Origin of the sequence: Streptomyces sp. A2-16, assembly GCF_018128905.1 — a bacterium.
In the GTDB taxonomy this organism is placed as follows: domain Bacteria; phylum Actinomycetota; class Actinomycetes; order Streptomycetales; family Streptomycetaceae; genus Streptomyces.
This window is the reverse complement of sequence record NZ_CP063808.1, coordinates 3047618-3070858: the sequence shown is the minus strand read 5'-3', so window position 1 is coordinate 3070858 and position 23241 is coordinate 3047618. Positions and strand designations below refer to the sequence as shown.

Sequence of the window (23241 nt, the reverse complement as noted above, 5' to 3'; positions counted from 1 at the left end):
CGGACCGGTACCGAAGATTCCTCCCCCGCGGGAGTGAGGAACCACCCCGCCTCACCCGTACGACGGAGGCCCCGAAACCGCCCGTCCCGGCGATCCGGTGATCAGCCCCGCGGCAGCAGCCTGAGGGGGCCGACCAACACCACCGCCAACTCGCCGGGAGGCCCCCGTGCTCTCCACACTCGCCCGGGCGGCGACCCGCCGCCCGCTGACCGTCATCGGCCTCTGGGCCGCCTTCCTGCTGCTGGGCTTCGGACTCGGGACGGGGGTCTTCGCCGACCTCTCCGACGACGTGCCCGACGTGCCGGGCACCGAGTCCGACATGGCCGACGACCATCTCTCCGGCGTGGACCCGACCGGCGAGTCCGTCACCGCGGTCGTCGCGGGCGAGCCGGTCTCCGGGGCGGCCCTGCGCGCCCAGGTCGAGCGGACCGTCGCCGAGGTCCGCGAGATCGCGGGGGTGGCCGACGTACCGGACCCGTACACCACCCCCGGTCTCGTCGCCCGCGACGGACGAGCCCTGATCATCCCCGTCACCTTCGAGGGCGGTCTGAGCGACGAGGCCGAGGAGAAGGCGACGGACACGGCCGTCGAGACCGTCCAGCGGATCGACGCGCCCGACGTCCACGTCAGCGGCGGCGAACTCCTCGGCAGGCAGCTCGGTGAGCGTGCCCAGGAGGACGTCAAGAACGCCGAGTTGATCTCCCTGCCGGTCGTCCTCGCCCTGCTTCTCGTCGTGTTCGGGGGACTGCGCGCCGCCGCGCTGCCGCTGGTGATCGCGGTGAGCGGGATCGCCGGTGCCTTCCTCGGGCTGTTCGCCTTCAGCCAGGTCACCGACATCTCGGTGTACGCGATCCAGGTCACCACCATGCTCGGCCTCGGACTCGCCGTCGACTACGCCCTGTTGATGCTGGTCCGCTTCCGCGAGGAACGCCGGCACACCGACGACGTGGTCCAGGCCGTCCACCGCACGGTCGACGCGGCCGGCCGGACCGTGCTGTTCTCCGGGCTCACCGTGGCCGTCAGCCTGACCGGGCTGCTGGTCTTCCCGAGCGTGTTCCTGCGCAGCATGGGCCTGGCCGTCGCCGCCGTCGTGGTCGTCGACATGCTGGCCGCGGTCACGCTGCTGCCCGCGCTGCTCACGAGGTTCGGCGGGCGGATCCGGCCCTCGAAGGCGCGTTCCGAGGACGAGGAGGGCCGTGTCTTCGCCCGCCTGGCCCGCTTCGCGCAGCGCCGCCGGATCGCCGTCCTGGTCACCGTGGTCCCGGCCCTGCTGCTCCTCGCCCTGCCCGTGACCGGCATGAGGATCGCGATCGGCGACGCCCGGCAGCTGCCTTCCGGTACCGAGGCACGGCAGTTGTACGACACCGTCGACGCGCACTTCCCGAAGGGCACCGGGGTCTCCCCCGTGGTCGTCGTCCTCAAGCCCGGCACCGACACCGCGACCGCCGACCGGATCCGCGCCCTGGTCCCGAACGCCGAGTCCCGTGAACTGCCCGGCGGCAACACGGTCGTGGAACTGCAGCCGCCCGGCAGTGTGGACGGCGGGGCGGCCACCGGCCTGGTCGAGCGGGTACGGCAGGTGCGCGGCGGCGAGCCCGTCGAGGTGACCGGGGTCGCGGCCCGGCTGGTCGACTTCCGCGCGATGCTCGCCGAGCGGGCCCCCTGGGCGGCGCTGACCGTCCTGGCCGGCATCTTCGTGCTGCTGTTCGCCTTCACCGGCTCGGTGCTGATCCCCCTGCGCACGATCGCGACCACCCTGCTCAGTCTGGGCGCGGCGCTCGGCGTGGTGGTGTGGGTGTTCCAGGACGGCCACGGGGCGGGGCTGCTGGGCGGCGAGGGCCTGGGCGCGCTGAGCCTGACCGCGCCGCCGCTGATCGTGTCGATCGCCTTCGGTCTGGCCATGGACTACGAGCTGTTCATCCTGGCCCGGATGCGCGAGGCCCGGCAGCGCACCGGGGACGACCAGGAGGCCGTGGTGACCGGGCTGCGCCGCTCCGGCCGGGTCGTCACCTGCGCCGCCCTCCTCCTCGCGGTGGTCTTCGGCGCCTTCATGACCGGCGGGTTCTCCCCCATCCTGCAGATCGGTCTCGGCCTGACCCTGGCGGTGCTGATCGACGCGACGGTCGTACGGATGCTGCTGGTCCCGGCGACCATGGCGCTGCTCGGCCGGCGTGCCTGGTGGGCGCCGAAGCCGCTGCGCAGGGTGCACGACCGGTTCGGGCTGCGGGAGGCGTCGCCGCAGCCGCGCGTACCCACGAGCGCCTGAGGTTCCAGGCGGGCGGGGCACCGGGCCGACGGCCTGGTGCCCCGCCCGCGCGGTCGCTACGGTGGCGCCGTGCACAGGGACACCGAGGGTGGGCGCACGCGGCCGTGCAAGTGGTGCGGCGCACCGGTTCCGCAACCTGGCAGATGGCGCCGACGGGGCTTCTGCGGTTGGTCGCACCGCCGCAGGTTCGGGATCATGCGGGCTCTCTGGGAGCTGCTGGACTTCTGGTAGCGGTGCCCTCGGGGAGAGTCCTCACCGGAATCTCAGGAAACAGCCCGGGGATTCCAAGGGACACCACATCTGCGCGACGCAGGATGCACCCGGCAAAGGTGGACATCTCAGGAAGGCGTGCCGTGGGCGTCCCGCACATATCGAACTCGTCCGACCGGTCGGAGAGGTGGTCCCGGCGCGGGATTCTCGCCGCGCTCGGCGCCGTACCGACCGCGACCCTGCTGACGGGGTGCGGCAGCTCCGCGGACGCCTCGCAGGGGGCGGGGGCGACCGCATCCGTGCAGGCGGCGACCAGGAAGGCGGTCGTCTCCGTCACCCCCGCGAACGGCACGACGAGGGCCGCCTTCTCCAGCCCCGTCGAGGTCACCGTCACCGACGGCACGCTGGCCTCCGTGAAGGTGACCGGCAACGACGGCTCCACGCTGACCGGATCCCTCAACGACGCGAGGACCAGGTGGACCTCGTCGAGGAACCCCTACTCGGGCACCGTGTACACGGTCACGGTCACGGCACAGGGCGGCACCGAGGAGACGACGACCTTCACCACCAGGTCCCCCGGTGAGACGTTCGTCGGCTACTTCACCCCCGAGGCGAACTCCACCTCCGGCGTCGGCATGCCCGTGTCGATCAACTTCACCCATGCCGTGTCCGACAAGGCCGCCGTCCAGAGGGCGATCACCGTGACCGCCGAGCCCGCGGTCGAGATCGTGGGCCACTGGTTCAGCGACACCCGGCTCGACTTCCGGCCCGAGACCTACTGGGCAGCCGGCACGCGGATCACGCTCGGGCTGCGGCTCAAGGACGTCCAGGGCACGGACGGCGTCTACGGCGTGCAGTCGAAGGACGTCACCTTCCGCATCGGCCGCGAGCAGATCAGCACGGTCGACCTCAGCAGCAAGGAGATGGTCGTCAGGCGGGACGGCGCGACGATGGCCACCTACCCCGTCTCCGGCGGCGACTCCGACCACACCACCTGGTCCGGGATCATGGTGATCAGCGAGCGGTTCAAGCAGACCCGCATGGAGTCCTCCACGGTCGGGCTCGGCGACGAGTACGACATCTCCGACGTCCCGCACGCCCAGCGCCTGACCACCTCCGGCACCTTCGTGCACGGCAACTACTGGGCATCCACCGCGGTGTTCGGCCACCAGAACACCAGCCACGGCTGCGTGGGCCTGCACGACGCCAAGGGCGCGAACGACACCTCGGTGGACGGCTACAAGTTCTACGAGAGCTCCATGCTCGGCGACGTCGTGATCGTGAAGAACTCCGGCGAGAAGACCGTGGCGGCGTCCAACGGCCTCAACGGCTGGAACCTGTCGTGGTCGGACTGGAAGGCCGGCAGCGCGCTTTAGCGGGTATGCCCGGTTTCAAGGGATGAACTCAGCGGCAGCGCACAGACTTTCACGGCTCAACCTCTTGACGGCCGGAGTGACTGCGAGCACATTGGGCCCACTTTGAGAGCGCTCTCAAAGACTCTCGAAGACACCCGCGCTCACTTCTCCCCGTACCCGAGAGGCACCCCCATGAGCGAAACCTCCGGCATACCCAGACGGCGACGGGCCCTCCTCGCCGTGCTGAGCACCCTCGGTCTGGCCGCCGCCCTCGCGACGGCCGCCACCCTGCCCGCCGACGCGTCCGCGCCCACTCCTCCCACCGGCTGGTCACAGGTCTTCGTCGACGACTTCAACGGCTCCGCGGGCACCGGCGTCAACACCTCCAACTGGCAGTACGCGACCGGGACTTCGTACCCCGGCGGCCCCGCCAACTGGGGTACGGGCGAGGTCGAGACGATGACCAACAGCACCAGCAACGTGGCGCTGGACGGCAACGGCAACCTGCGCATCACCCCGCTCCGCGACTCGGCCGGCCGATGGACCTCGGGCCGCATCGAGACCAACCGCACCGACTTCCAGCCCCCGGCCGGCGGCAAACTGCGCGTCGAGGCCCGCATCCAGATGCCCAACGTCACCGGCACCGCGGCCGAGGGCTACTGGCCCGCGTTCTGGATGCTGGGCGCGCCCTACCGCGGCAACTACCAGAACTGGCCGAGCGTCGGCGAGCTGGACATCATGGAGAACGTCCAGGGCATGAACCGTGTCTGGGCGACCATGCACTGCGGCACCAACCCCGGCGGCCCGTGCAACGAGACGACGGGCATCGGCAACAACGTGGCCTGTCCGGGCTCGACCTGCCAGTCGGCGTTCCACACCTACACCATGGAGTGGGACCGCTCGGTGGGCCCCGAGACGATCCGCTTCTCCGTCGACGGCACCCAGTTCCACTCGGTCAACGCGAGCCAGGTGGACGCGACGACCTGGGCCAACGCCACCAACCACGGGTTCTTCATCATCCTCAACGTGGCGATGGGCGGCGCCTTCCCGGACGCGTTCGGCGGTGGCCTCGACTCCGGCACCCAGTCCGGTGTACCCATGGTCGTGGACTACGTCCAGGTGCTGTCGGCGGGTGGGAGCGGTACCACGCCGCCCACGGGTGGCGTCGACGCCTACGGCACCATCCAGGCGGAGTCCTTCAACAGCCAGAGCGGTGTCGGCACCGAGACCACGACCGACACCGGGGGCGGCCAGAACATCGCCTCCCTCGCCAACGGCGACTGGGCTCTGTACCAGAACGTCAACTTCGGCTCCACGGCGGCCACTCAGTTCGTCGCCCGGGTGGCGAGCGGTGCGGCGGGCGGGGTCAGCGGCCTGGTCGAGGTGCGCCTGGACAGCCGTACCGCCACCCCCATCGGCAGCTTCGCGCTCGCCAACACCGGTGGCTGGCAGTCCTGGAGAACGGTTCCGGCGAACATCGGGGCCGTCACCGGCACCCACAACGTCTATCTGACCTTCACCAGCGGCCAGCCGGCCGACTTCGTGAACGTGAACTGGTTCACCTTCGGTCACTGACGATCGCGTCGCGCTGCCCCGCCAGACCGGTGCGGTCCCGCGGGGCAGCGGTGTGTCACCCCAGATAGGCGGGGGCGACCGCGGAGCTCATCAGGCGGCGGGCCGTGCCGGTGCCGTCGGCGGGGACGGTCCACAGGTCGGAGCCGTAGTCGCCGGGCAGGGCGTAGACGAGAGTGTCGTCGTCGGCCCACAGCGCCTGGTCGTCGATGTTGCGGGGCTCGGCCGTCGCGGTCTCCTTCATGGTCCGCAGGTTCAGCACGTACAGCCGCCAAGGGGCGTCCGGCGAGGCCCCTTTGACGCGTTTCTTGTACGCGACCCGGGTGCCGTCCGGTGAGAGGGAGGGGCATTCGACGTTGCGGTGCAGCGTGGTGAGGGTGCGCGCGCCGACGTCGCCCCGCACGAGGTAGGTCCGACCGCCGGTGGCCAGCGTGGCGTAGAAGCGGTTGTCGTCGGCGAAGGTCACGCCCCAGACGTTGGTGTCGGCGGCGTGGTACGCGCGGCCGTCCTTGACGATCCGGAAGGTCTCCAGGTTGTCGTCGATCGCCCAGGTGCGGGTGTCCACGACGGCCGTGCGGGTGGAGAAGTTCGTTCCGGCGTACGAGTCCCCGCTGACGAACACCGTCCAGGCGACCATGTGCCCCGAGGGCGAGACCCGGGCCCGGGTGGGAATGCCGGCCGCCGGGAAGCGGTGGCGTTCACGGAGGCGCGCGTCGAGCACCACCGCGCGGTAGGTGTCCCCCAGGGCGCCGTGCACGGCCTGGAGGCAGATGCCGGTGCCGGCCGCCGCGTGGAAGCGCAGGCACTTCACGCCCGACGCGGTGCGCGGGCCCTGCGGGTCGTCGGCGGGGACGGTGGCGATCTCGTCGCGGTGCGGGCCCCAGGCCAGGTTGCGCACCAGCAGCCGTCGTTCGGCCGTGGGCCGCAGCGAGACGGTACCGGCCCGCACGCTCGGACCGTCCGCCTGCTGACGGTCCCGCAGGCCCGAGCGGTGGGCGGCGTACAGCACCGACCCGGCACCGACCGCGCCGAGCAGCACGACGGCGACAAGGAGGGTCACCAGACGGCTCGTCCGGGTCATGCGGACACCTCGCACGCCCTTCCTCCGAGGTTCACGGGCGTCAGTTCCAGATGCCGGTGATGTCGGCGGCCGAGGCGGCGTTGCCTGCATGGGTGCTCAGACCGGCCAGGTCCTCCACCGTGCGCAGCACGTTGTAGTGGTTGTAGGTGGTGGAGCTGGTGCTGCCGGGGGTGACGTGCTGGCCGTAGAAGAGGGTGGGGATGCGGTTGCCGGAGAGCTTGTTGTCCTCGTCGAAGGTGACGGCGAGGATGCTGTTGTGGGTCCTGGCCCAGGTGGCGTAGGCGCCCAGGTTGTTCTTGATCCAGGTGTCGCCCGTGGAGACCGAGCAGTCGTGCATGTCGCTGCACAGGTTCGGGACGACGAAGGAGACCTTCGGCAGGGTCGTGTAGTCGGTCGGGAACTGCGTCATCGTCTTCGCGGTGCTGGTGGGCACGTTGGAGAAACCGAACCACGGGTTGTGCTTCTGCGCGTAGCTGCCGCTGCTGCAGGTCGTCGAACCCTGGCTGGGCAGCGACTCGTTGTAGCTCGCCCAGGTCTGGCCCGCGGCGATCAGCTCGGAGGCGAGGTTGGGCTTGTTGATGGAACCGACGCTCACGCAACTGTCGTCGGTGCGGCCCTGGTTGGAGCCGGAGAAGAGCATGTAGTAGTTCGGCTCACTGGGGTGGGTGAGGCCGTAGGACTGGGTGAGGTCGGCGCCACCCGCCTTGAGGGTGTTGTTGAGGTAGGGGGCGCTGGAGCTGCCGATGACCTGCGAGTAGGCGTGGTTCTCCAGCACCACGACCACGACGTGGTCGGGGGTGGGGAGGGCGGCCGCCTCGGCACTGGAGGCCGTCGTGGCCCACACTCCGATCGAGGTGGCGGTGAGGGCGAGGGCTCCGGCGAATGCGGAGAGGGAACGTCGGTTGCGCTGCGGTGCCTTGACGGCGGCCATGACTGTCCTCCGGACAGAGGTGACGGACGTTCGGGGGGAGCGGCGCCGCAACCCTAGGGGCCCCCGGCCGGGTCCGCGTGAAGGGCGGGCGAACCACGGGTTCCACCGGGCAAAGATCACCCCACGCACAGGTCATGCACAGCAAAGGGTTGGTCAAGTAGGCATCAGGCTGGGCGGTTTGACGGGATGTCATCCGCCCTGACCGAAGACGCAGAACTCGTTCCCCTCGGGATCGGTCAGCACCAGATGGTCCGCGTACCGGTCCCGGATGGTCGCACCGAGTCCTACGAGCCGCTCGGCCTCCGCCTCCATGTCCTCGGCGAGCAGGTCCAGGTGCACCCGGTTCTTGCCGCTCTTCGGCTCCGGCACCAGCTGGAAGAACATTCGGGGGCCGCCCTCGTGGGACTCGACGAGGACGGTCGGGTCGTCCTCGACGTCCGTGATCCCGAGGGCCCGCAGCCGGGCCAGCTCCTCGTCGTCGTACGGCGCAACGGCACAGTCGTCCAGCGCGGCCGCCCAGAACCGGGCCGTGGCGGCGGGGTGGGCGCAGTCGAAGACGATGTCCCGCAGTCGTGCCATCGGTTCACTCCTGTCGAAGTTCCGTCCGGAAGGCGGCCGGCGTCATGTCGGTGTGCTGCTGGAAGAACTTGGAGAAGTTCGCGGCGTCGGGGAACCCCACCGCCGCCCCCACCCGCCCGATCGGCAGGTCCGTGTGGGCGAGCAGCCGCTTCGCCTCCAGCACCACCCGCTTGTCGATGAAGCCCTTGGGGGTCTCCCCCGTGGCGGCGCGCACCGCGCGCACCAGGGTCCGGCGGGAGTAGCCCAGCGCGTCTGCGTACGCGCTGACGCTGTGGTTCGTGGCGAAGCCCTTCTCGACCGCGTCCCGGAACAGGGTGAACGTCGACTCGGCCCGCCGCCCGGCCTCCGCCGAACTCGCCGCGAGGTGGGCCAGCCGCAGCAGGAACGCCGTCAGCGAGTGCCGCAGGACCGAGGTGTGCAGGCTCAGCGGAAGGGTCCAGGTGTCCTCGTACTCCCGCCGCAGCTGGGCCAGGGAGGCCTCGATGCCCGCCAACTGGGCCTCGGTGGGCCGCAGCAGCGGCGGGAGGTCGTAGCGGTAGAGCCCCGTCGCCTCCACCGTCGCCCGCGGCAGGAAGCCCGGTTGCATGGTGAGCACGGTTCCGCGGTACTCGCTCGTCGGTGCGAAGCGGTGCACCTGGCCCGGGCGGATCCACAGCAGGTCGCCCGCCGTCGCCTCGTACTCGGCGAAATCGATCATGTGGCGGACGGGGCCGTCGTCGAAGAGCATCACGACATGGAAGTCGATGCGATGGACGCGCTCCAGCGGGGCATCCGCGTGCCAGGTGCGGTCGGCGGCTCCCATCGGGCCGATCTGCATACCGACTCCGCACACACTCAGCTCGACCGGGAAGGGGAACGTTCTGATCGCGTCCACCCCGTCGTCACCGGCTCCGCCTTGGATGGAGTCTTGGGTTGTTCTGTCCGCCATGTCCTTCTCGTGCCGCCTGCCTGGAGCGCTCCGTGTCCCACTTTCACCACAGGCTGACACACGGCGACCTTCCCCCGTAAAAGTCAGACTTTTAAGTTTGAACACGTCAGACCAGCTACCCCGCTCCGATCGAGGATTTCTTGAAGATGAGCACGCAGACACCGGACAGCTTCGAATGGACCGAACTCGACCGGCGTGCCGTCGACACCGCCCGCCTTCTGGCGGCCGATGCCGTGCAGCAGGTCGGCAACGGACACCCGGGCACCGCGATGGCGCTGGCCCCGGCGGCGTACACGATCTTTCAGAAGGTGATGCGTCACGACCCGGCGGACCCCGAGTGGACGGGCCGTGACCGCTTCGTCCTCTCCCCCGGGCACACCTCGCTGACGCTCTACACCCAGCTCTACCTCTCCGGGTACGAGCTGGAGCTGGACGACCTCAAGGCCTTCCGGACCCACGGCTCCAAGACGCCCGGCCACCCCGAGTACGGGCACACCGCCGGTGTCGAGACCACGACCGGCCCGCTCGGCCAGGGTGTCGCCAACGCCGTCGGCATGGCGATGGCGGCCCGCTACGAGCGCGGCCTCTTCGACCCCGAGGCTCCCGAGGGCGAGTCCCCCTTCGACCACACCGTCTGGGCGATCGTCTCCGACGGCGACCTGGAGGAGGGCATCTCCGCCGAGGCCTCCTCCCTCGCCGGCCACCAGAAGCTCGGCAACCTGGTCTTCGTCTACGACGACAACCACATCTCCATCGAGGGCGACACCGCCACCGCGTTCTCCGAGGACGTGCTGAAGCGGTACGAGGCCTACGGCTGGCACACCCAGCGCATCGAGCCCGGCGCCGACGGCGACATCGACGTCCACGCCCTGTACGACGCCCTGAGGACGGCCCAGGCCGAGACCGAGCGGCCCTCGATCATCGCGATGCGCACGATCATCGCCTGGCCCGCCCCGAACGCGCAGAACACCGAGGCCGCCCACGGCTCCGCGCTCGGCGCCGACGAGGTCGCGGCCACCAAACGCGTCCTCGGCTTCGACCCCGAGCGGACCTTCGAGGTCGCCGACGAGGTCCTCGCCCACTCCCGCACGGCCCTGGACCGGGGCGCCGAGGCGCACGCGGCCTGGGACAAGCAGATCTCCGTATGGCGCGGTGAGCAGCCCGAGCGGGCCGAGCTCTTCGACCGGATCGTCGCCGGCCAGCTCCCCGAGGGCTGGGAGTCCGCGATCCCGGTCTTCGAGGAGGGCAAGTCCGTCGCCACCCGTGCCGCCTCCGGCAAGATCCTCCAGGCGCTCGGCCCGGTGCTGCCCGAGCTGTGGGGCGGTTCCGCCGACCTCGCCGGCTCGAACAACACCACCATCGACAAGACCAGCTCCTTCCTCCCGAAGGGCAACCCGCTGCCCGAGGCCGACCCGTACGGCCGTACGGTCCACTTCGGGATTCGCGAGCACTCGATGGCCGCCGAGATGAACGGCATCGCGCTGCACGGCAACACACGGATCTACGGCGGCACCTTCCTGGTGTTCTCCGACTACATGCGCAACGCAGTGCGCCTGTCCGCGCTGATGCAGCTGCCCGTCACCTACGTGTGGACGCACGACTCCATCGGCCTCGGCGAGGACGGCCCGACCCACCAGCCGGTCGAGCACCTCGCGTCGCTGCGCGCCATCCCGGGCCTGAACATGGTCCGCCCGGCCGACGCCAACGAGACGGCGATCGCCTGGGCCGAGATCCTCAGGCGGCACGGCACGAACCCGGCCCCGCACGGCCTCGCGCTCACCCGCCAGGGAGTGCCGACCTACGCCCCGAACCCGGACGCCGCCAAGGGCGGCTACGTCCTGCGGGACTCCTCCACGAAGACGCCCGAGGTCGTCCTCATCGCCACCGGCTCCGAGGTCCAGCTCGCCGTGGCCGCGCGGGAGCAGCTGGAGGCCGAGGGAGTCGGCACCCGGGTGGTGTCGATGCCGTCCGTGGAGTGGTTCGAGGAGCAGCCGCGGAAGTACCGGGAGCGGGTCCTTCCGCCGTCCGTGCGAGCCCGCGTCGCGATCGAGGCCGGTATCGGCCTGACGTGGTACCGGTTCACAGGTGACGCAGGACGCATCGTCTCCCTCGAACACTTCGGCGCCTCCGCCGACGCGAAGACCCTGTTCGCCGAGTACGGCTTCACCGCCGAGAACGTCGCCGCCGCAGCCAGGGAATCACTGGCCGCCGCGCGTGGTTGATCCGACCGCCAGAAAGAAGATGATCACAGTGACCGAAGCAACCGCGACCGCGGGAGCACTCAAGCGCCTGTCCGACGAGGGCGTCTCCATCTGGCTGGACGACCTGTCGCGCGGGCGGATCGAGTCGGGCAACCTCGCCGAGCTCGTCGCCACCAGGCACGTCGTCGGCGTCACCACCAACCCGTCCATCTTCCAGGCCGCCATCGGCTCCGGAGCGGGCTACGAGGAGCAGCTGAGCGACCTCGCCACCCGTGGCGTGACGGTCGACGAGGCCGTACGGATGATGACCACGGCCGACGTCCGCGCCGCCGCCGACGTCCTGCGCCCGGTGCACGACAGCACCGGGGGCCGGGACGGCCGGGTCTCCATCGAGGTCGACCCGCGCCTCGCCCACGACACCCGGGCGACGATCGCCGAGGCCAAGCAGCTCGCCTGGCTGGTCGACCGCCCCAACGTCATGATCAAGATCCCGGCGACGAAGGCCGGCCTCCCGGCGATCACCGAGGTCATCGGCCTCGGCATCAGCGTCAACGTCACGCTGATCTTCTCCCTGGAGCGCTACCGCGAGGTCATGGACGCCTACCTCGCGGGGCTGGAGAAGGCCGCGAAGAGGGGCCTCGACCTCTCCGCGATCCACTCCGTCGCCTCCTTCTTCGTCTCCCGTGTCGACTCCGAGATCGACAAGCGGCTCACCGTCCTCGGCACGGACCGGGCCCTCGCGCTCAAGGGCAGGGCGGCACTCGCCAACGCGCGCCTCGCCTACCAGGCGTACGAGGAGGTCTTCGCCGGTGAGCGCTGGAACTCCCTCGGCGGCGCCCGCGCCAACAAGCAGCGCCCGCTGTGGGCCTCGACCGGCGTGAAGGACCCCGCGTACAAGGACACCCTCTACGTCGACGACCTGGTCGCACCCGGCACCGTCAACACCATGCCCGAGGCCACGCTGAACGCCACCGCCGACCACGGTGCCATCACCGGCGACACGGTGACCGGCGGCTACGCCCAGGCCCGCGCCGACCTGGCCGCCGTGGAAGCGCTCGGGATCTCGTACGACGAGGTCGTGCAGCAGCTGGAGGACGAGGGCGTCGCCAAGTTCGAGGCGGCCTGGCAGGACCTGCTGGACGCCGTCACCAAGTCGCTGAACAGCAAGGGAGTTGACGCGGAATGACCATCACCGCCGACTGGCAGAACCCCCTGCGCGACGAGCGCGACCGGCGTCTGCCCAGGATCGCGGGACCGTCCGGCCTCGTCATCTTCGGTGTCACCGGCGACCTGTCCCGCAAGAAACTGATGCCCGCCGTGTACGACCTCGCCAACCGCGGCATGCTCCCGCCGGGCTTCTCGCTCGTCGGGTTCGCCCGCCGGGACTGGGAGGACGAGGACTTCGCGCAGATCGTGCACGACTCGGTGCGCGAGCACGCGCGGACCGAGTTCCGTGAGGAGGTCTGGCAGCAGCTCGCCGAGGGCATGCGGTTCATCCCGGGCGACTTCGACGACGACACGGCGTTCAAGCAGCTGCGCCAGACCGTCGAGGACCTCGACAAGGCCCGCGGCACCAGTGGCAACTACGCCTTCTATCTCTCCGTACCGCCGAAGTTCTTCCCGAAGGTCGTCCAGCAGCTCAAGAAGCACGGCCTCGCGGACGCGCCCGAGGGCTCCTGGCGGCGCGCGGTCATCGAGAAGCCGTTCGGCCGCGACCTGAAGAGCGCACGCGAGCTCAACGCCCTCGTGCACGACGTGTTCGAGCCGGACCAGGTCTTCCGGATCGACCACTACCTCGGCAAGGAGACCGTCCAGAACATCCTGGCGCTGCGTTTCGCCAACCAGATGTACGAGCCGATCTGGAACCGGTCGTATGTCGACCACGTACAGATCACGATGGCCGAGGACATCGGCATCGGCGGCCGCGCCGGCTACTACGACGGCATCGGTGCCGCCCGGGACGTCATCCAGAACCACCTGCTCCAGCTGATGGCGCTGACCGCCATGGAGGAGCCGGCCGCGTTCGACGCCGAGTCGCTGCTCACCGAGAAGCTCAAGGTCCTCAGGGCCGTGAAGCTGCCGGAGGACATCGGCAAGCACGCCGTGCGCGGGCAGTACGCGGGCGCCTGGCAGGGCGGCGAGAAGGTGCTCGGCTATCTGGAGGAGGAGGGCATCGACCGCGCCTCCACCACGGACACGTACGCCGCCATCCGGCTGAACGTCGACAACCGCCGCTGGGCGGGCGTCCCCTTCTACCTGCGCACCGGCAAGCGGCTCGGCCGCCGGGTCACCGAGATCGCGGTGGTCTTCCAGACGGCCCCGCACTCGCCCTTCGACTCCACGGCCACCGAGGAGCTCGGCTCCAACGCGATCGTCATCCGGGTGCAGCCGGACGAGGGCATGACGGTCCGGTTCGGATCGAAGGTGCCGGGCACCTCGATGGAGATCCGGGACGTGACGATGGACTTCGCCTACGGCGAGTCGTTCACGGAGTCCAGCCCGGAGGCGTACGAGCGGCTCATCCTGGATGTCCTCCTCGGTGACGCCAACCTGTTCCCGCGCCACCAGGAAGTGGAAGAGTCCTGGAAGATCCTCGACCCGATCGAGGAGCACTGGGCGAACCACGGCCGTCCGGCGCAGTACGCGTCGGGTACCTGGGGACCCGAGGAAGCCGACGAGATGCTCGCACGAGACGGACGGAGCTGGCGCAGGCCATGAAGATCGACCTGACCGACACCACGGCAAGCAAGATCAACAAGGCGCTGGTGCAGGGTCGCCGCGCCATCGGAACCCCCGCCGTGGGCATGGTCCTGACGATGGTGATCGTCACGGACGAGGAGAACGCCTACGACGCGATCAAGGCGGCCGAGGAGGCCTCGCACGAGCACCCCTCGCGCACCCTGGTCGTCATCAAGCGGCACGCCCGGACCCCGCGCGACCGCACCAACTCGCACCTGGACGCCGAGGTCCGGGTGGGCGCCGACGCCGGCACCGGCGAGACGGTCATCCTGCGGACCTACGGCGAGGTCTCCGACCACGCCGACTCCGTGGTGCTGCCGCTGCTGCTCCCGGACGCCCCGGTCGTCGTGTGGTGGCCGGTGGACGCGCCCGACAACCCCGCGAAGGACCCGCTGGGCGCGCTGGCCCAGCGCCGGATCACCGACCTGTACGCCGTCGAGAACCCCCTCGACGTCCTCGCGACCCGGGTCCGTTCCTACGCGCCGGGCGACACCGACCTCGCGTGGACGCGGCTCACCCCGTGGCGCTCGATGCTGGCTGCCGCCCTCGACCAGGCGCGCGTGCAGATCATCTCCGGTGCCGTGGAGGCCGAGGCCGACAACCCGGCCGCCGAACTCCTCGCGCGCTGGCTGGAAGCGCGGCTGAAGGTGAAGATCGACCGCGTGGTCACCGCCGGTCCGGTCGTCACGGCCGTCCGCCTGGGCACCGCGAACGGCGAGATCGTCATCGACCGCCCCGAGGGCCCGCTGGCCACGCTGTCCCTGCCGGGCCAGCCGTCGCGCACCCTCGCGCTGAAGGTCCGCTCCACCTCCGAACTCATCGCCGAGGAGCTGCGGCGCCTCGACGCGGACGAGATGTACGCCGTCGCTCTCAGGGGCGAGGCCACCAAGGAGAACCTTTCCCATGTCTGACTCTCCCAAGCTGACGCGCCGCCCCGAGTGGACCGCGCTGGAGGACCACCGCGCCGAGGGTGTCACCCATCTGCGTGAGCTGTTCGCGACGGATCCCGGGCGCGCGGAGCGGTACGTCGTGCGCGTCGGCGATCTGCGCATCGACTACTCCAAGCACCTGATCACCGACGAGACCCTGGCCCTGCTCCAGGAGCTGGCCACCGCCGCCGATGTGTTCGGGCTGCGGGACGCGATGTTCCGCGGCGAGCGCATCAACCTCACCGAGGACCGGGCGGTGCTGCACACCGCGCTGCGCGCCCCCGCCAACGCCGTGGTCGAGGTGGACGGGGAGAACGTCGTGCCGCAGGTGCACGCCGTGCTCGACCGGATGAGCGACTTCGCGAACCGGGTCCGCTCCGGCGAGTGGACCGGGCACACCGGCAAGCGGATCAAGAACGTCGTCAACATCGGCATCGGCGGCTCCGACCTCGGTCCCGCGATGGCCTACGAGGCCCTGCGGGCTTACACGGCACGGGAGTTGACCTTCCGCTTCGTGTCCAACGTGGACGGCGCCGACCTGCACGAGGCGGTGCGGGACCTGGACCCGGCGGAGACGCTGTTCATCGTCGCGTCCAAGACGTTCACCACGATCGAGACGATCACGAACGCCACGTCGGCCCGCACCTGGCTGCTGGACGGCCCGGCCGGACTCCGCGACGACAAGGCCGTCGCCAGGCACTTCGTCGCCCTGTCGACGAACGCCGAGAAGGTCACCGACTTCGGCATCGACCCGGACAACATGTTCGAGTTCTGGGACTGGGTCGGCGGCCGCTACTCCTTCGACTCGGCGATCGGTCTCTCCCTGATGATCGCCATCGGCCCGGACCGGTTCCGGGAGCTGCTCGACGGCTTCCGGATCGTCGACGAGCACTTCCAGAACGCGCCCGCCGAGGCCAACGCCCCGCTGCTGCTGGGCCTGCTGGGCATCTGGTACGGCAACTTCCACGACGCCCAGTCGCACGCCGTACTGCCGTACAGCCACTACCTGTCGAAGTTCACCGCCTATCTCCAGCAGCTGGACATGGAGTCCAACGGCAAGTCGGTGCAGCGCGACGGCCGGCCCGTGGAGTGGCAGACCGGACCGGTGGTGTGGGGCACGCCCGGCACCAACGGGCAGCACGCCTACTACCAGTTGATCCACCAGGGCACCAAGCTCATCCCGGCGGACTTCATCGGCTTCGCCCGTCCCGTCGACGAGCTGAGCGACGAACTCAAGGCCCAGCACGACCTGCTGATGGCCAACCTGTTCGCCCAGGGGCAGGCCCTCGCGTTCGGCAAGACCGCCGAGGAGGTCCGCGCGGAGGGCGTGGCGGAGGAGCAGGTGGCCCACCGCACCTTCCGGGGCAACCACCCGACCACGACCATCCTGGCGCGTGCGCTGACGCCCTCGGTCCTGGGCCAGCTCATCGCCCTCTACGAGCACAAGGTGTTCGTCCAGGGCGCGATCTGGAACATCGACTCCTTCGACCAGTGGGGCGTCGAGCTCGGCAAGGTCCTCGCCAAGCGCGTCGAGCCCGCCCTGACCGAGGGGGCCGACGTCCCCGGTCTCGACTCCTCCACCACCGCCCTCGTGGCCGCCTACCGTGAACTGAAGGAAGTGCTCTGAGATGACAGCGATGCAGCTCGGCCTCATCGGCCTGGGCAAGATGGGCGGCAACATGCGCGAGCGGATCCGCCGCGCCGGCCACACCGTCATCGGCTACGACCGCAACCCCGAGGTCTCCGACGTGGCGAGCCTGGCCGAACTGGTCGACAAGCTCGAGGCGCCTCGCACGGTGTGGGTGATGGTGCCGGCCGGCGCCGCCACCCAGTCCGTCGTGGACGAGCTCGGCTCCCTTCTCTCCCCCGGTGACATCGTCGTCGACGGCGGCAACTCCCGCTGGAGCGACGACGAGAAGCACGCCGAGGAGCTGGGCGCCAAGGGCATCGGCTTCGTCGACGCCGGTGTCTCCGGCGGTGTGTGGGGCCTGCAGAACGGCTACGCCCTGATGGTCGGCGGCGACAAGGAGCACGTGGACCGGCTCCAGCCGATCTTCCACGCCCTCAAGCCCGAGGGGCCGTACGGCTATGTCCACGCGGGCAAGGTCGGCGCCGGGCACTTCTCAAAGATGGTCCACAACGGCATCGAGTACGCCATGATGCAGGCGTACGCCGAGGGCTGGGAGCTCCTGGAGAAGGTCGAGTCGGTGGACAGCGTGCGGGAGGTGTTCCGCTCCTGGCAGGAGGGGACCGTCATCCGCTCCTGGCTCCTCGACCTCGCGGTCAACGCCCTCGACGAGGACGAGCACCTGGACAAGCTGAAGGGCTACGCGCAGGACTCCGGCGAGGGCCGCTGGACCGTGGAGGCGGCCGTGGACAACGCGGTGCCGCTGCCGACGATCACCGCGTCCCTGTTCGCGCGGTTCGCGTCCCGCCAGGACGACTCCCCGCAGATGAAGATGATCGCGGCGTTGCGCAACCAGTTCGGCGGGCACGCCGTCGAAGCGAAGAAGTAGGCGCGCCGTGGGGGATCTTCTTCTGGTCCGCCACGGCGAGACGGAGTGGAGCGTGTCGGGACAGCACACCAGCTGGACCGACCTGCCCCTCACCCAGCACGGCGAGGAACAGGCCAAGTCCCTCGCTCCGCTCCTGTCGGGCCGGACCTTCTCGCTCGCGCTGACCAGTGAACTGGGCCGCGCGATACGCACCGCCGAACTGGCGGGCATCTCCGGGGCCCTGACCGACCCCGACCTCCACGAGTGGGACTACGGCGCCTACGAGGGCGTCACCACCGTCGACATCCACCGCACCCGCCCCGACTGGAACCTGTGGACCGACGGGGTCCCGGCCGGCCCGGACGGACACCCCGGCGAGTCGCCCGAGCAGGTCGGCCGCCGCGCCGACCGGGTCCTCGCCCGCGTCGACGCCGCCCTCCCCGACGGGGACGTGGTCCTCGTGGCCCACGCCCACTTCCTGAGGGTCCTGACGGCCCGCCGACTGGGACTCACCCCGGCGGAGGGCCGCCTGTTCCAGCTGGCGACCGGCACGGTGAGCCGCCTTTCGACGGAACACGACCGCCCGGTGATCGCGGAGTGGAACACCCGCGTCTAGAACGGCGGTTGCGGACGGCCCGGGAGCTCAGGCTCCCGGGCCGTCATCTTTGTCCAGGGCCTGTTGACACCGTGGCGCGTGCGTTGGAGAGTCACCGCTGATGGAGATCAACAACCTGACACCGGCCGAACTGAGGGTGTGGCGGGCCTTTCCCCGGGGTGAGGCCGTGGACTTCCGTGCGGCGGAGGACGAGGACATGGCGGACGGCGCCGGCTGGGGTGCCGAACGCACGGTCCGGGCAACCGTGTTGCGGGCCCTGATGCTCAACGGGCCGCAGGAGGACGGGGAGATACCGGCGCTCAAGCTGGCCGGCGCCCGGATCACCGGTGTGCTCGCGCTCCAGTACGGGACGGTCGACCACGCCATACGGCTCAGCCAGTGCCACTTCGACGACGTACCGCTGCTGTACGGCTGCCGACTGCGCCAGTTGAACCTCAGCGGCTCCGTGCTGCCCGGGCTGACCGCCGCCACGATGCGCGTGGAGGCCGTGCTGCGCCTCACCGACTGCCGGGTGAACGGCCCGGTGCGGCTCGGCGGGGCCCAGATCGCGGGCGCGCTGTTCATGGACCGCGCAGAGATCGTCGCGGACCAGGCCGGGGAACCGGCGCTCCAGCTCAACCACATGACCATCGGCGACGACCTGTGGGCACCGGGCCTGCGTGCGCACGGCGAGGTGCGTCTCAACGGCGCCACCGTCGCCGGTTCCGTGAACCTCAACGACGCCCGGCTCAGCCACCCCGGCGACATCGTCCTCGACGCGCAGACCCTCGTCGTGGAGGGCGACTTCCACCTGCGCCGCGTCCACACCTTCGGCTGGATCGGGCTGCGCGGCGCCCGGGTCGCGGGCCGGCTCGACCTGTCGTACGCCCATCTGTCGAACCCCGGCGACGCGGCACTGCGGGCGAGCAGCAGCACCATCGGGGAACTGTGGGTCCGCAAGGGACCGCCCATGGAGGGCACCCTCACGCTGCGTCGCGCGCAGATCGACGAGCTGTTCCTGGAGCCGGAGTCCGTGCCGGACGAGGTGCAGTTCAACGGGCTCGTCTACACCTCGCTCACCCCGCAGGAACCGCCCGCGCGCCGGCTGCCGATGCTGGAGCGGGACCGCGAGGGCTATGTCCCGCATGCCTACGAGCAGTTGACGGCCGCCTACCGGCGGATCGGCGACGACCACGCCGCCCGGCTCGTCCAGCTCGCCAAGCAGCGCCGCCGTCGCGCCACCCTCCCCTGGTACGGGCGGCTGTGGGGCCACGTCCAGGACTCCGCCGTCGGCTACGGCTTCCACCCGCTGCGCGCGGGGGTGTGGCTGGTCTCCCTGCTCGCGGTCGGCTCGGTCGCGTTCGCCCTGCACCATCCACCGCCTCTGAAGGCGGACGAGGCCCCGCACTTCGACCCGGTCTTCTACACCCTCGACCTACTCCTCCCGGTGATCTCCTTCGGCCAGGAGGGGGCCTTCGCCCCGCGGGGCTGGTACCAGTCGCTGTCGTACGCCCTGGTGATCGCGGGGTGGATCCTGGCCACGACGGTCTTCGCGGGTGTCACCCGCACGGTCAACCGTCAGTGAGGCGGGGTTACTTGGGTACGCCGGCCACGCCCGCCAGCTCCGCGATGTCCGTCAGCATCCGGGCCGCGTCCGGCTCCCGTCCCGTGAACAGGCGGAACGCGTCCGCGGCCTGGAAGACGGCCATGCCGGCGCCGTCCAGCGTGGCGCAGCCCAACGCGCGGGCGGTGCGCAGCAGTTCGGTCTCCAGGGGTCGGTAGACGACCTCGGCGACCCACAGGTCGGGGCGGAGCAGGCCGGCCGGGAGGGGCAGGCCGGGGTGGGCCGCCATGCCGGTGGGGGTCGCGTGCACGATGCCGTCGGCGTCGGCGAGCAGCTGCGGCAGCCGATCGGGGGTGGCATGGGCCGCCCGGCCGTCTCCGAAGTGGCCGTTCAGCGAGGCCGCCAGATCCGCCGCCCGGTCGGCCAGCGCGTCCACGACCGTGACCCGTCCGGCGCCCAGGGTGAGCGTGGCGTGCGCGACGGCCGCCCCCGCGCCGCCCGCACCCAGCTGCACGACCCGCTCCAGGGGCACGTCGGGCAGCCCGCGCGCGAAGGAGGCGGCGAAGCCGGTGACGTCGGTGTTGTGGCCGACGGCGCGGCCGTCCTCGAACACGACGGTGTTGACCGCGCCGAGCGCCTCGGCCTGCGGGGCGAGCGCGTCCAGGTGCCCGACGACCAGCTGCTTGCAGGGGTGGGTGATGTTCAGCCCGTCGAAGCCCAGGTCACGGGCGGCCCGCACCAGATCGCCGACCGCCTCGGGACGTACGCCGATGACGTCGATGTCGAGGAGGCGGTACAGATAGCGCAGGCTCTGCCGGTCCGCCTCCCGCTCGTGCAGCGCCGGGCTCAGCGAGGGGCCGATGCCGGCGCCGATCAGTCCGACGAGAAACGAGTCCCTGGCCACACGGACCTCCTGAACGATCAATGAGTGGGGGGTTAATGTACGAACCAGTACGTTAGCTATATCAGCCGGACCGCCGCCGGGGAAGAGTCCGGCCGCGCCTTCTAGAATCTGCGGCACCGGCCGCACTCCCGAAGGATCCCGATGACCAGCGTCGACGAACCGGCACGACCGAACGGGCGGATCCGCGACGCCGCCCGCACCCAGGCCGAGATCCTCGACGTGGCGACCCAGGAGTTCGCACGGGCCGGCTACGACGGCGCCCGGGTCGACGAGATCGCCGCCCGCACCCGCACCACCAAGCGGATGATCTACTACTACTTCGGCGGCAAGGAACAGCTGTTCACGGCCGTCCTGGAGCGGGCCTACGGCGTGATCCGCGAGGCCGAGCAGGAGCTCGACGTCGAGCACCTGGACCCGGTCGCGGCGATCCGGCGCCTGGCCGAGGTGACCTTCGACCACCACGAGCAGCACCCCGACTTCATCCGCCTGGTCAGCATCGAGAACATCCACGGCGCCGAGCACATCGCCGCCTCCGAGAAGCTCGGCCGGATCGGCTCCCCCGCACTCGACGTGATCCGCCGCATCCTGGCCTCCGGTCAGGAGTCCGGCCTGTTCACGGCCGACGTGGACGCGGTGGACCTGCACGCGATGATCAGCTCGTTCTGCTTCTTCCGGGTCGCCAACCGGCACACCTTCGGCGCGCTCTTCGGCCGCGACCTCGTCGCCCCGGAGCAGCGCGAGCACTACCGGGCCATGCTGGGCGACATGGTGATCGCGTACCTGACGGCGGAGCGGTCCACCCATTGAGCCGTCCGTCCGGAACTCTTGACAGCCGGGACACGTGGGCGCAACATCCGTGGGCAACCGCTACTAACTACCCAGTGGGTTAATTAACTGGGTAGCTCCCCCGGAGTCCCCCCGAATGGAGCAACGCCGTGTCCGTCCCCGCCGAAGCCGTCGGGCAACCGAAGAAGGCGGCAACCGCCGCCTGGATCGGCAGCGCCCTCGAGTACTACGACTTCTTCATCTACGGCAGCGCCGCAGCCCTGATCTTCCCGAAGGTGTTCTTCGACGAGTCCGACCCGGCCACCGCGACCCTGCTGTCGCTGGCCACGTTCGGTGTCGCCTACGCGGCCCGGCCGGTCGGCGCGCTCTTCCTCGGGCACTTCGGCGACCGGGTCGGCCGTAAGAAGATCATGGTCTTCACGCTCATCCTGATGGGCCTGTCGACGTTCCTCATCGGCTGTCTGCCCAGCCGCCACCAGGTCGGCACCCTCGCCCCGGTCCTGCTGGTGCTGTGCCGGGTCCTGCAGGGCATCTCGGCGGCCGGCGAGCAGGCCAGCGCCAACTCCATGAGCCTGGAACACGCCCCGGCGCACCGACGGGGCTTCTTCACCAGCTTCACGCTCAGCGGCACCCAGGGCGGGCAGCTGCTCGCCACCCTGGTCTTCCTGCCGGTCGCCGCGCTGCCCGAGGACCAGCTGCTGTCCTGGGGCTGGCGGGTGCCGTTCTGGCTGAGCGTCGCGGTCGCCGTGGTCGGCTTCGTGATCCGGCGGAAGCTGGACGAGACACCGGCGTTCGAGCAGCAGGCCGCCTCCGAGGGCGTCCCGAAGCTGCCCCTGGCGGTCCTGCTGCGGGAGCACTGGGCGGACGTGCTGCGGGTGATCGGGGGCGCGCTGATCGCCTCGGTCTCCACGATCTTCACGGTGTGGGCGCTGGCGTACGCGACGAGCGACGCCGTCGGGATGAGCCGTTCCTCGATGCTGTGGGTCGGCGCGCTGGCCAACCTCGTCGCGCTCGCCGCGATCCCCCTGTGGGCCACCCTCTCGGACCGCATCGGCCGGCGCCCGGTCTTCCTGATCGGCGCGGTGGGCAGCGCGGTGACGATGTTCCTGTACCTCTGGGCGATCTCCACGGGCAACTACCCGCTGACGCTGCTGCTCGGCATCGTCGCCTTCGGGGTCGTCTACAGCGCGGCGAACGGGGTCTGGCCGTCCTTCTACGGCGAGATGTTCTCCACCCGGGTCCGGCTGTCGGGCATGGCGATCGGCACCCAGATCGGCTTCGCCGTGGCCGGCTTCGCGGTCACCTTCGCGGCGCAGATCGCGGGGCCCGACGGTACGGACTGGTCGTCGGTGACCCTGTTCACGGCCGCCCTGTGCGTCCCGCCGGTGATCGCCGCCCTGACCGCCCGCGAGACCCACGAGGTGGCCACGGAGGAGCTCGGGGTGCGTGCGCCCCGCAAGGAGCCCCGCCCGGAAAAAGTGACGGCCTGACCCCCTCCCCGAAGGCCTGACCCCGTTCCGCTCGCTCAGCCCCGATTCGCCCCGGTGGGAATGCCGTACGCCCGCTCGACCCGCAACCGCAGCACCAGCCGCCGGTCCCGGACCATCGCCGCCCGGTAGTCGTCCCAGTCGGGATGCTCGCCCTGGACGTCCCGGTACAGGCGGACGAGTTCCTCGACGGTGTCGTCGTGCGGGTCGTCGGCCACCGGGGTGAGGTCGGCCGTGCCCTCGGCGACCGTGTACGCCCACCGGTCCGACGTCGTCACGTGGTAGGAGGCACGGGGATCGCGGCGCAGGTTGCGGGTCTTGGCGCGGTCGTCGGTGAGGGAGACCCGGATGATCCGCTCGTCGGGATAGTAGTGATGGCTGACGTTCGACAGCTGGGGCCGGCCGTCGCGCTTGAGGGTGACCAGCACCCCGCCGTGGCTCTCGGAGAGCAGTCGGAGCAGTGCGTCCTGCGTCGCGTCCTGAGTCATGTCTCGATCAACGGACCCGGCCGCGCCCGGCATTCCCACGACCGTCGAATCCCGGCAGACCCGCAGCTCGTCGCGGTTTGCTGAGCGACGATGATGTCTGAGGTGGTCCGGGCCGGGTATATCGGTCCGCA

19 protein-coding genes are annotated in these 23241 nt (G+C 70.4%); 13 read left to right on the top strand and 6 right to left on the bottom strand.

Translation table 11 applies throughout. The features are described from left to right. Positions 1-166 precede the first annotated feature (166 nt). The 3 genes from IOD14_RS13820 to IOD14_RS13810 all read left to right on the top strand — a co-directional run bounded on the left by IOD14_RS13820 (position 167) and on the right by IOD14_RS13810 (position 5406). Positions 167-2266, top strand: a complete 2100-nt coding sequence (locus IOD14_RS13820) for an MMPL family transporter (RefSeq protein ID WP_212670376.1) — start codon at positions 167-169, stop codon at positions 2264-2266. A gap of 353 nt (positions 2267-2619) precedes the next feature. Then, entirely contained in the window at positions 2620-3852 is a 1233-nt protein-coding gene (locus IOD14_RS13815; RefSeq protein ID WP_212670375.1) for an Ig-like domain-containing protein, read from the top strand. A gap of 171 nt (positions 3853-4023) precedes the next feature. Beyond that, on the top strand, positions 4024-5406 hold the full coding sequence (locus tag IOD14_RS13810; protein ID WP_212670374.1) for a glycoside hydrolase family 16 protein: 1383 nt from the start codon (positions 4024-4026) through the stop codon (positions 5404-5406). Positions 5407-5461: 55 nt separating this feature from the next. Here IOD14_RS13810 and IOD14_RS13805 read toward each other — a convergent pair whose 3' ends face one another. The 4 genes from IOD14_RS13805 to IOD14_RS13790 form a co-directional block, all read right to left on the bottom strand. Next, on the bottom strand, positions 5462-6484 hold the full coding sequence (locus IOD14_RS13805; RefSeq protein WP_212670373.1) for a TolB-like translocation protein: 1023 nt from the start codon (positions 6482-6484) through the stop codon (positions 5462-5464). A gap of 40 nt (positions 6485-6524) precedes the next feature. Beyond that, entirely contained in the window at positions 6525-7415 is an 891-nt protein-coding gene (locus IOD14_RS13800; RefSeq protein WP_212670372.1) for an alkaline phosphatase family protein, read from the bottom strand. Positions 7416-7604: 189 nt separating this feature from the next. Continuing rightward, positions 7605-7994, bottom strand: coding sequence for a VOC family protein (locus tag IOD14_RS13795; RefSeq protein WP_123994270.1), 390 nt, complete (start codon positions 7992-7994; stop codon positions 7605-7607). A 4-nt stretch (positions 7995-7998) separates the two neighbouring features. Continuing rightward, the gene (locus IOD14_RS13790) at positions 7999-8922 is read right to left on the bottom strand and encodes an AraC family transcriptional regulator (protein WP_123994271.1); all 924 of its coding nucleotides are present in this window, start codon (positions 8920-8922) and stop codon (positions 7999-8001) included. Between the two features lie 146 nt (positions 8923-9068). Between IOD14_RS13790 and tkt the strand changes: the two genes are divergently transcribed. From tkt to IOD14_RS13750, 8 genes are all read left to right on the top strand, one after another. After that, positions 9069-11144 (top strand): transketolase, encoded by a 2076-nt coding sequence (gene tkt / locus IOD14_RS13785; RefSeq protein WP_212670371.1) that lies wholly within the window; start codon positions 9069-9071, stop codon positions 11142-11144. A gap of 19 nt (positions 11145-11163) precedes the next feature. Then, on the top strand, positions 11164-12309 hold the full coding sequence (gene tal, locus IOD14_RS13780; protein ID WP_123994273.1) for a transaldolase: 1146 nt from the start codon (positions 11164-11166) through the stop codon (positions 12307-12309). Next, positions 12306-13841, top strand: a complete 1536-nt coding sequence (gene zwf, locus IOD14_RS13775; RefSeq protein ID WP_123994274.1) for a glucose-6-phosphate dehydrogenase — start codon at positions 12306-12308, stop codon at positions 13839-13841. Before tal ends, zwf begins: the two co-directional genes overlap by 4 nt. Beyond that, positions 13838-14773, top strand: a complete 936-nt coding sequence (opcA, locus tag IOD14_RS13770; RefSeq protein WP_123994275.1) for a glucose-6-phosphate dehydrogenase assembly protein OpcA — start codon at positions 13838-13840, stop codon at positions 14771-14773. Before zwf ends, opcA begins: the two co-directional genes overlap by 4 nt. Next, a complete protein-coding gene (gene pgi / locus IOD14_RS13765) occupies positions 14766-16418 on the top strand; it encodes a glucose-6-phosphate isomerase (protein ID WP_212670370.1) in 1653 nt (550 codons plus the stop codon). Before opcA ends, pgi begins: the two co-directional genes overlap by 8 nt. A 10-nt stretch (positions 16419-16428) precedes the next feature. Further along, positions 16429-17307 (top strand): phosphogluconate dehydrogenase (NAD(+)-dependent, decarboxylating), encoded by an 879-nt coding sequence (gene gnd, locus IOD14_RS13760; protein ID WP_212673267.1) that lies wholly within the window; start codon positions 16429-16431, stop codon positions 17305-17307. A 7-nt stretch (positions 17308-17314) separates the two neighbouring features. After that, positions 17315-17902, top strand: a complete 588-nt coding sequence (locus IOD14_RS13755) for a histidine phosphatase family protein (protein ID WP_123994277.1) — start codon at positions 17315-17317, stop codon at positions 17900-17902. Between the two features lie 100 nt (positions 17903-18002). After that, positions 18003-19466, top strand: a complete 1464-nt coding sequence (locus IOD14_RS13750; protein ID WP_123994278.1) for a membrane-associated oxidoreductase — start codon at positions 18003-18005, stop codon at positions 19464-19466. Positions 19467-19473: 7 nt separating this feature from the next. On the opposite strand, the gene IOD14_RS13745 is transcribed toward IOD14_RS13750, so the two are convergent. After that, positions 19474-20349, bottom strand: coding sequence for a shikimate dehydrogenase (locus tag IOD14_RS13745; RefSeq protein WP_123994279.1), 876 nt, complete (start codon positions 20347-20349; stop codon positions 19474-19476). A gap of 141 nt (positions 20350-20490) precedes the next feature. Here IOD14_RS13745 and IOD14_RS13740 point away from each other — a divergent pair, with 141 nt between their 5' ends. Beyond that, positions 20491-21156 carry a TetR/AcrR family transcriptional regulator gene (locus IOD14_RS13740; protein WP_212670369.1) on the top strand — a complete coding sequence of 222 codons (666 nt, stop codon included), beginning with the start codon at positions 20491-20493 and terminating at the stop codon, positions 21154-21156. A 128-nt stretch (positions 21157-21284) separates the two neighbouring features. Next, positions 21285-22625, top strand: coding sequence for an MFS transporter (locus tag IOD14_RS13735; RefSeq protein WP_212670368.1), 1341 nt, complete (start codon positions 21285-21287; stop codon positions 22623-22625). Positions 22626-22660: 35 nt separating this feature from the next. On the opposite strand, the gene IOD14_RS13730 is transcribed toward IOD14_RS13735, so the two are convergent. Then, entirely contained in the window at positions 22661-23110 is a 450-nt protein-coding gene (locus IOD14_RS13730) for a PPOX class F420-dependent oxidoreductase (RefSeq protein WP_123994282.1), read from the bottom strand. Between the last annotated feature and the right edge of the window lie 131 nt (positions 23111-23241).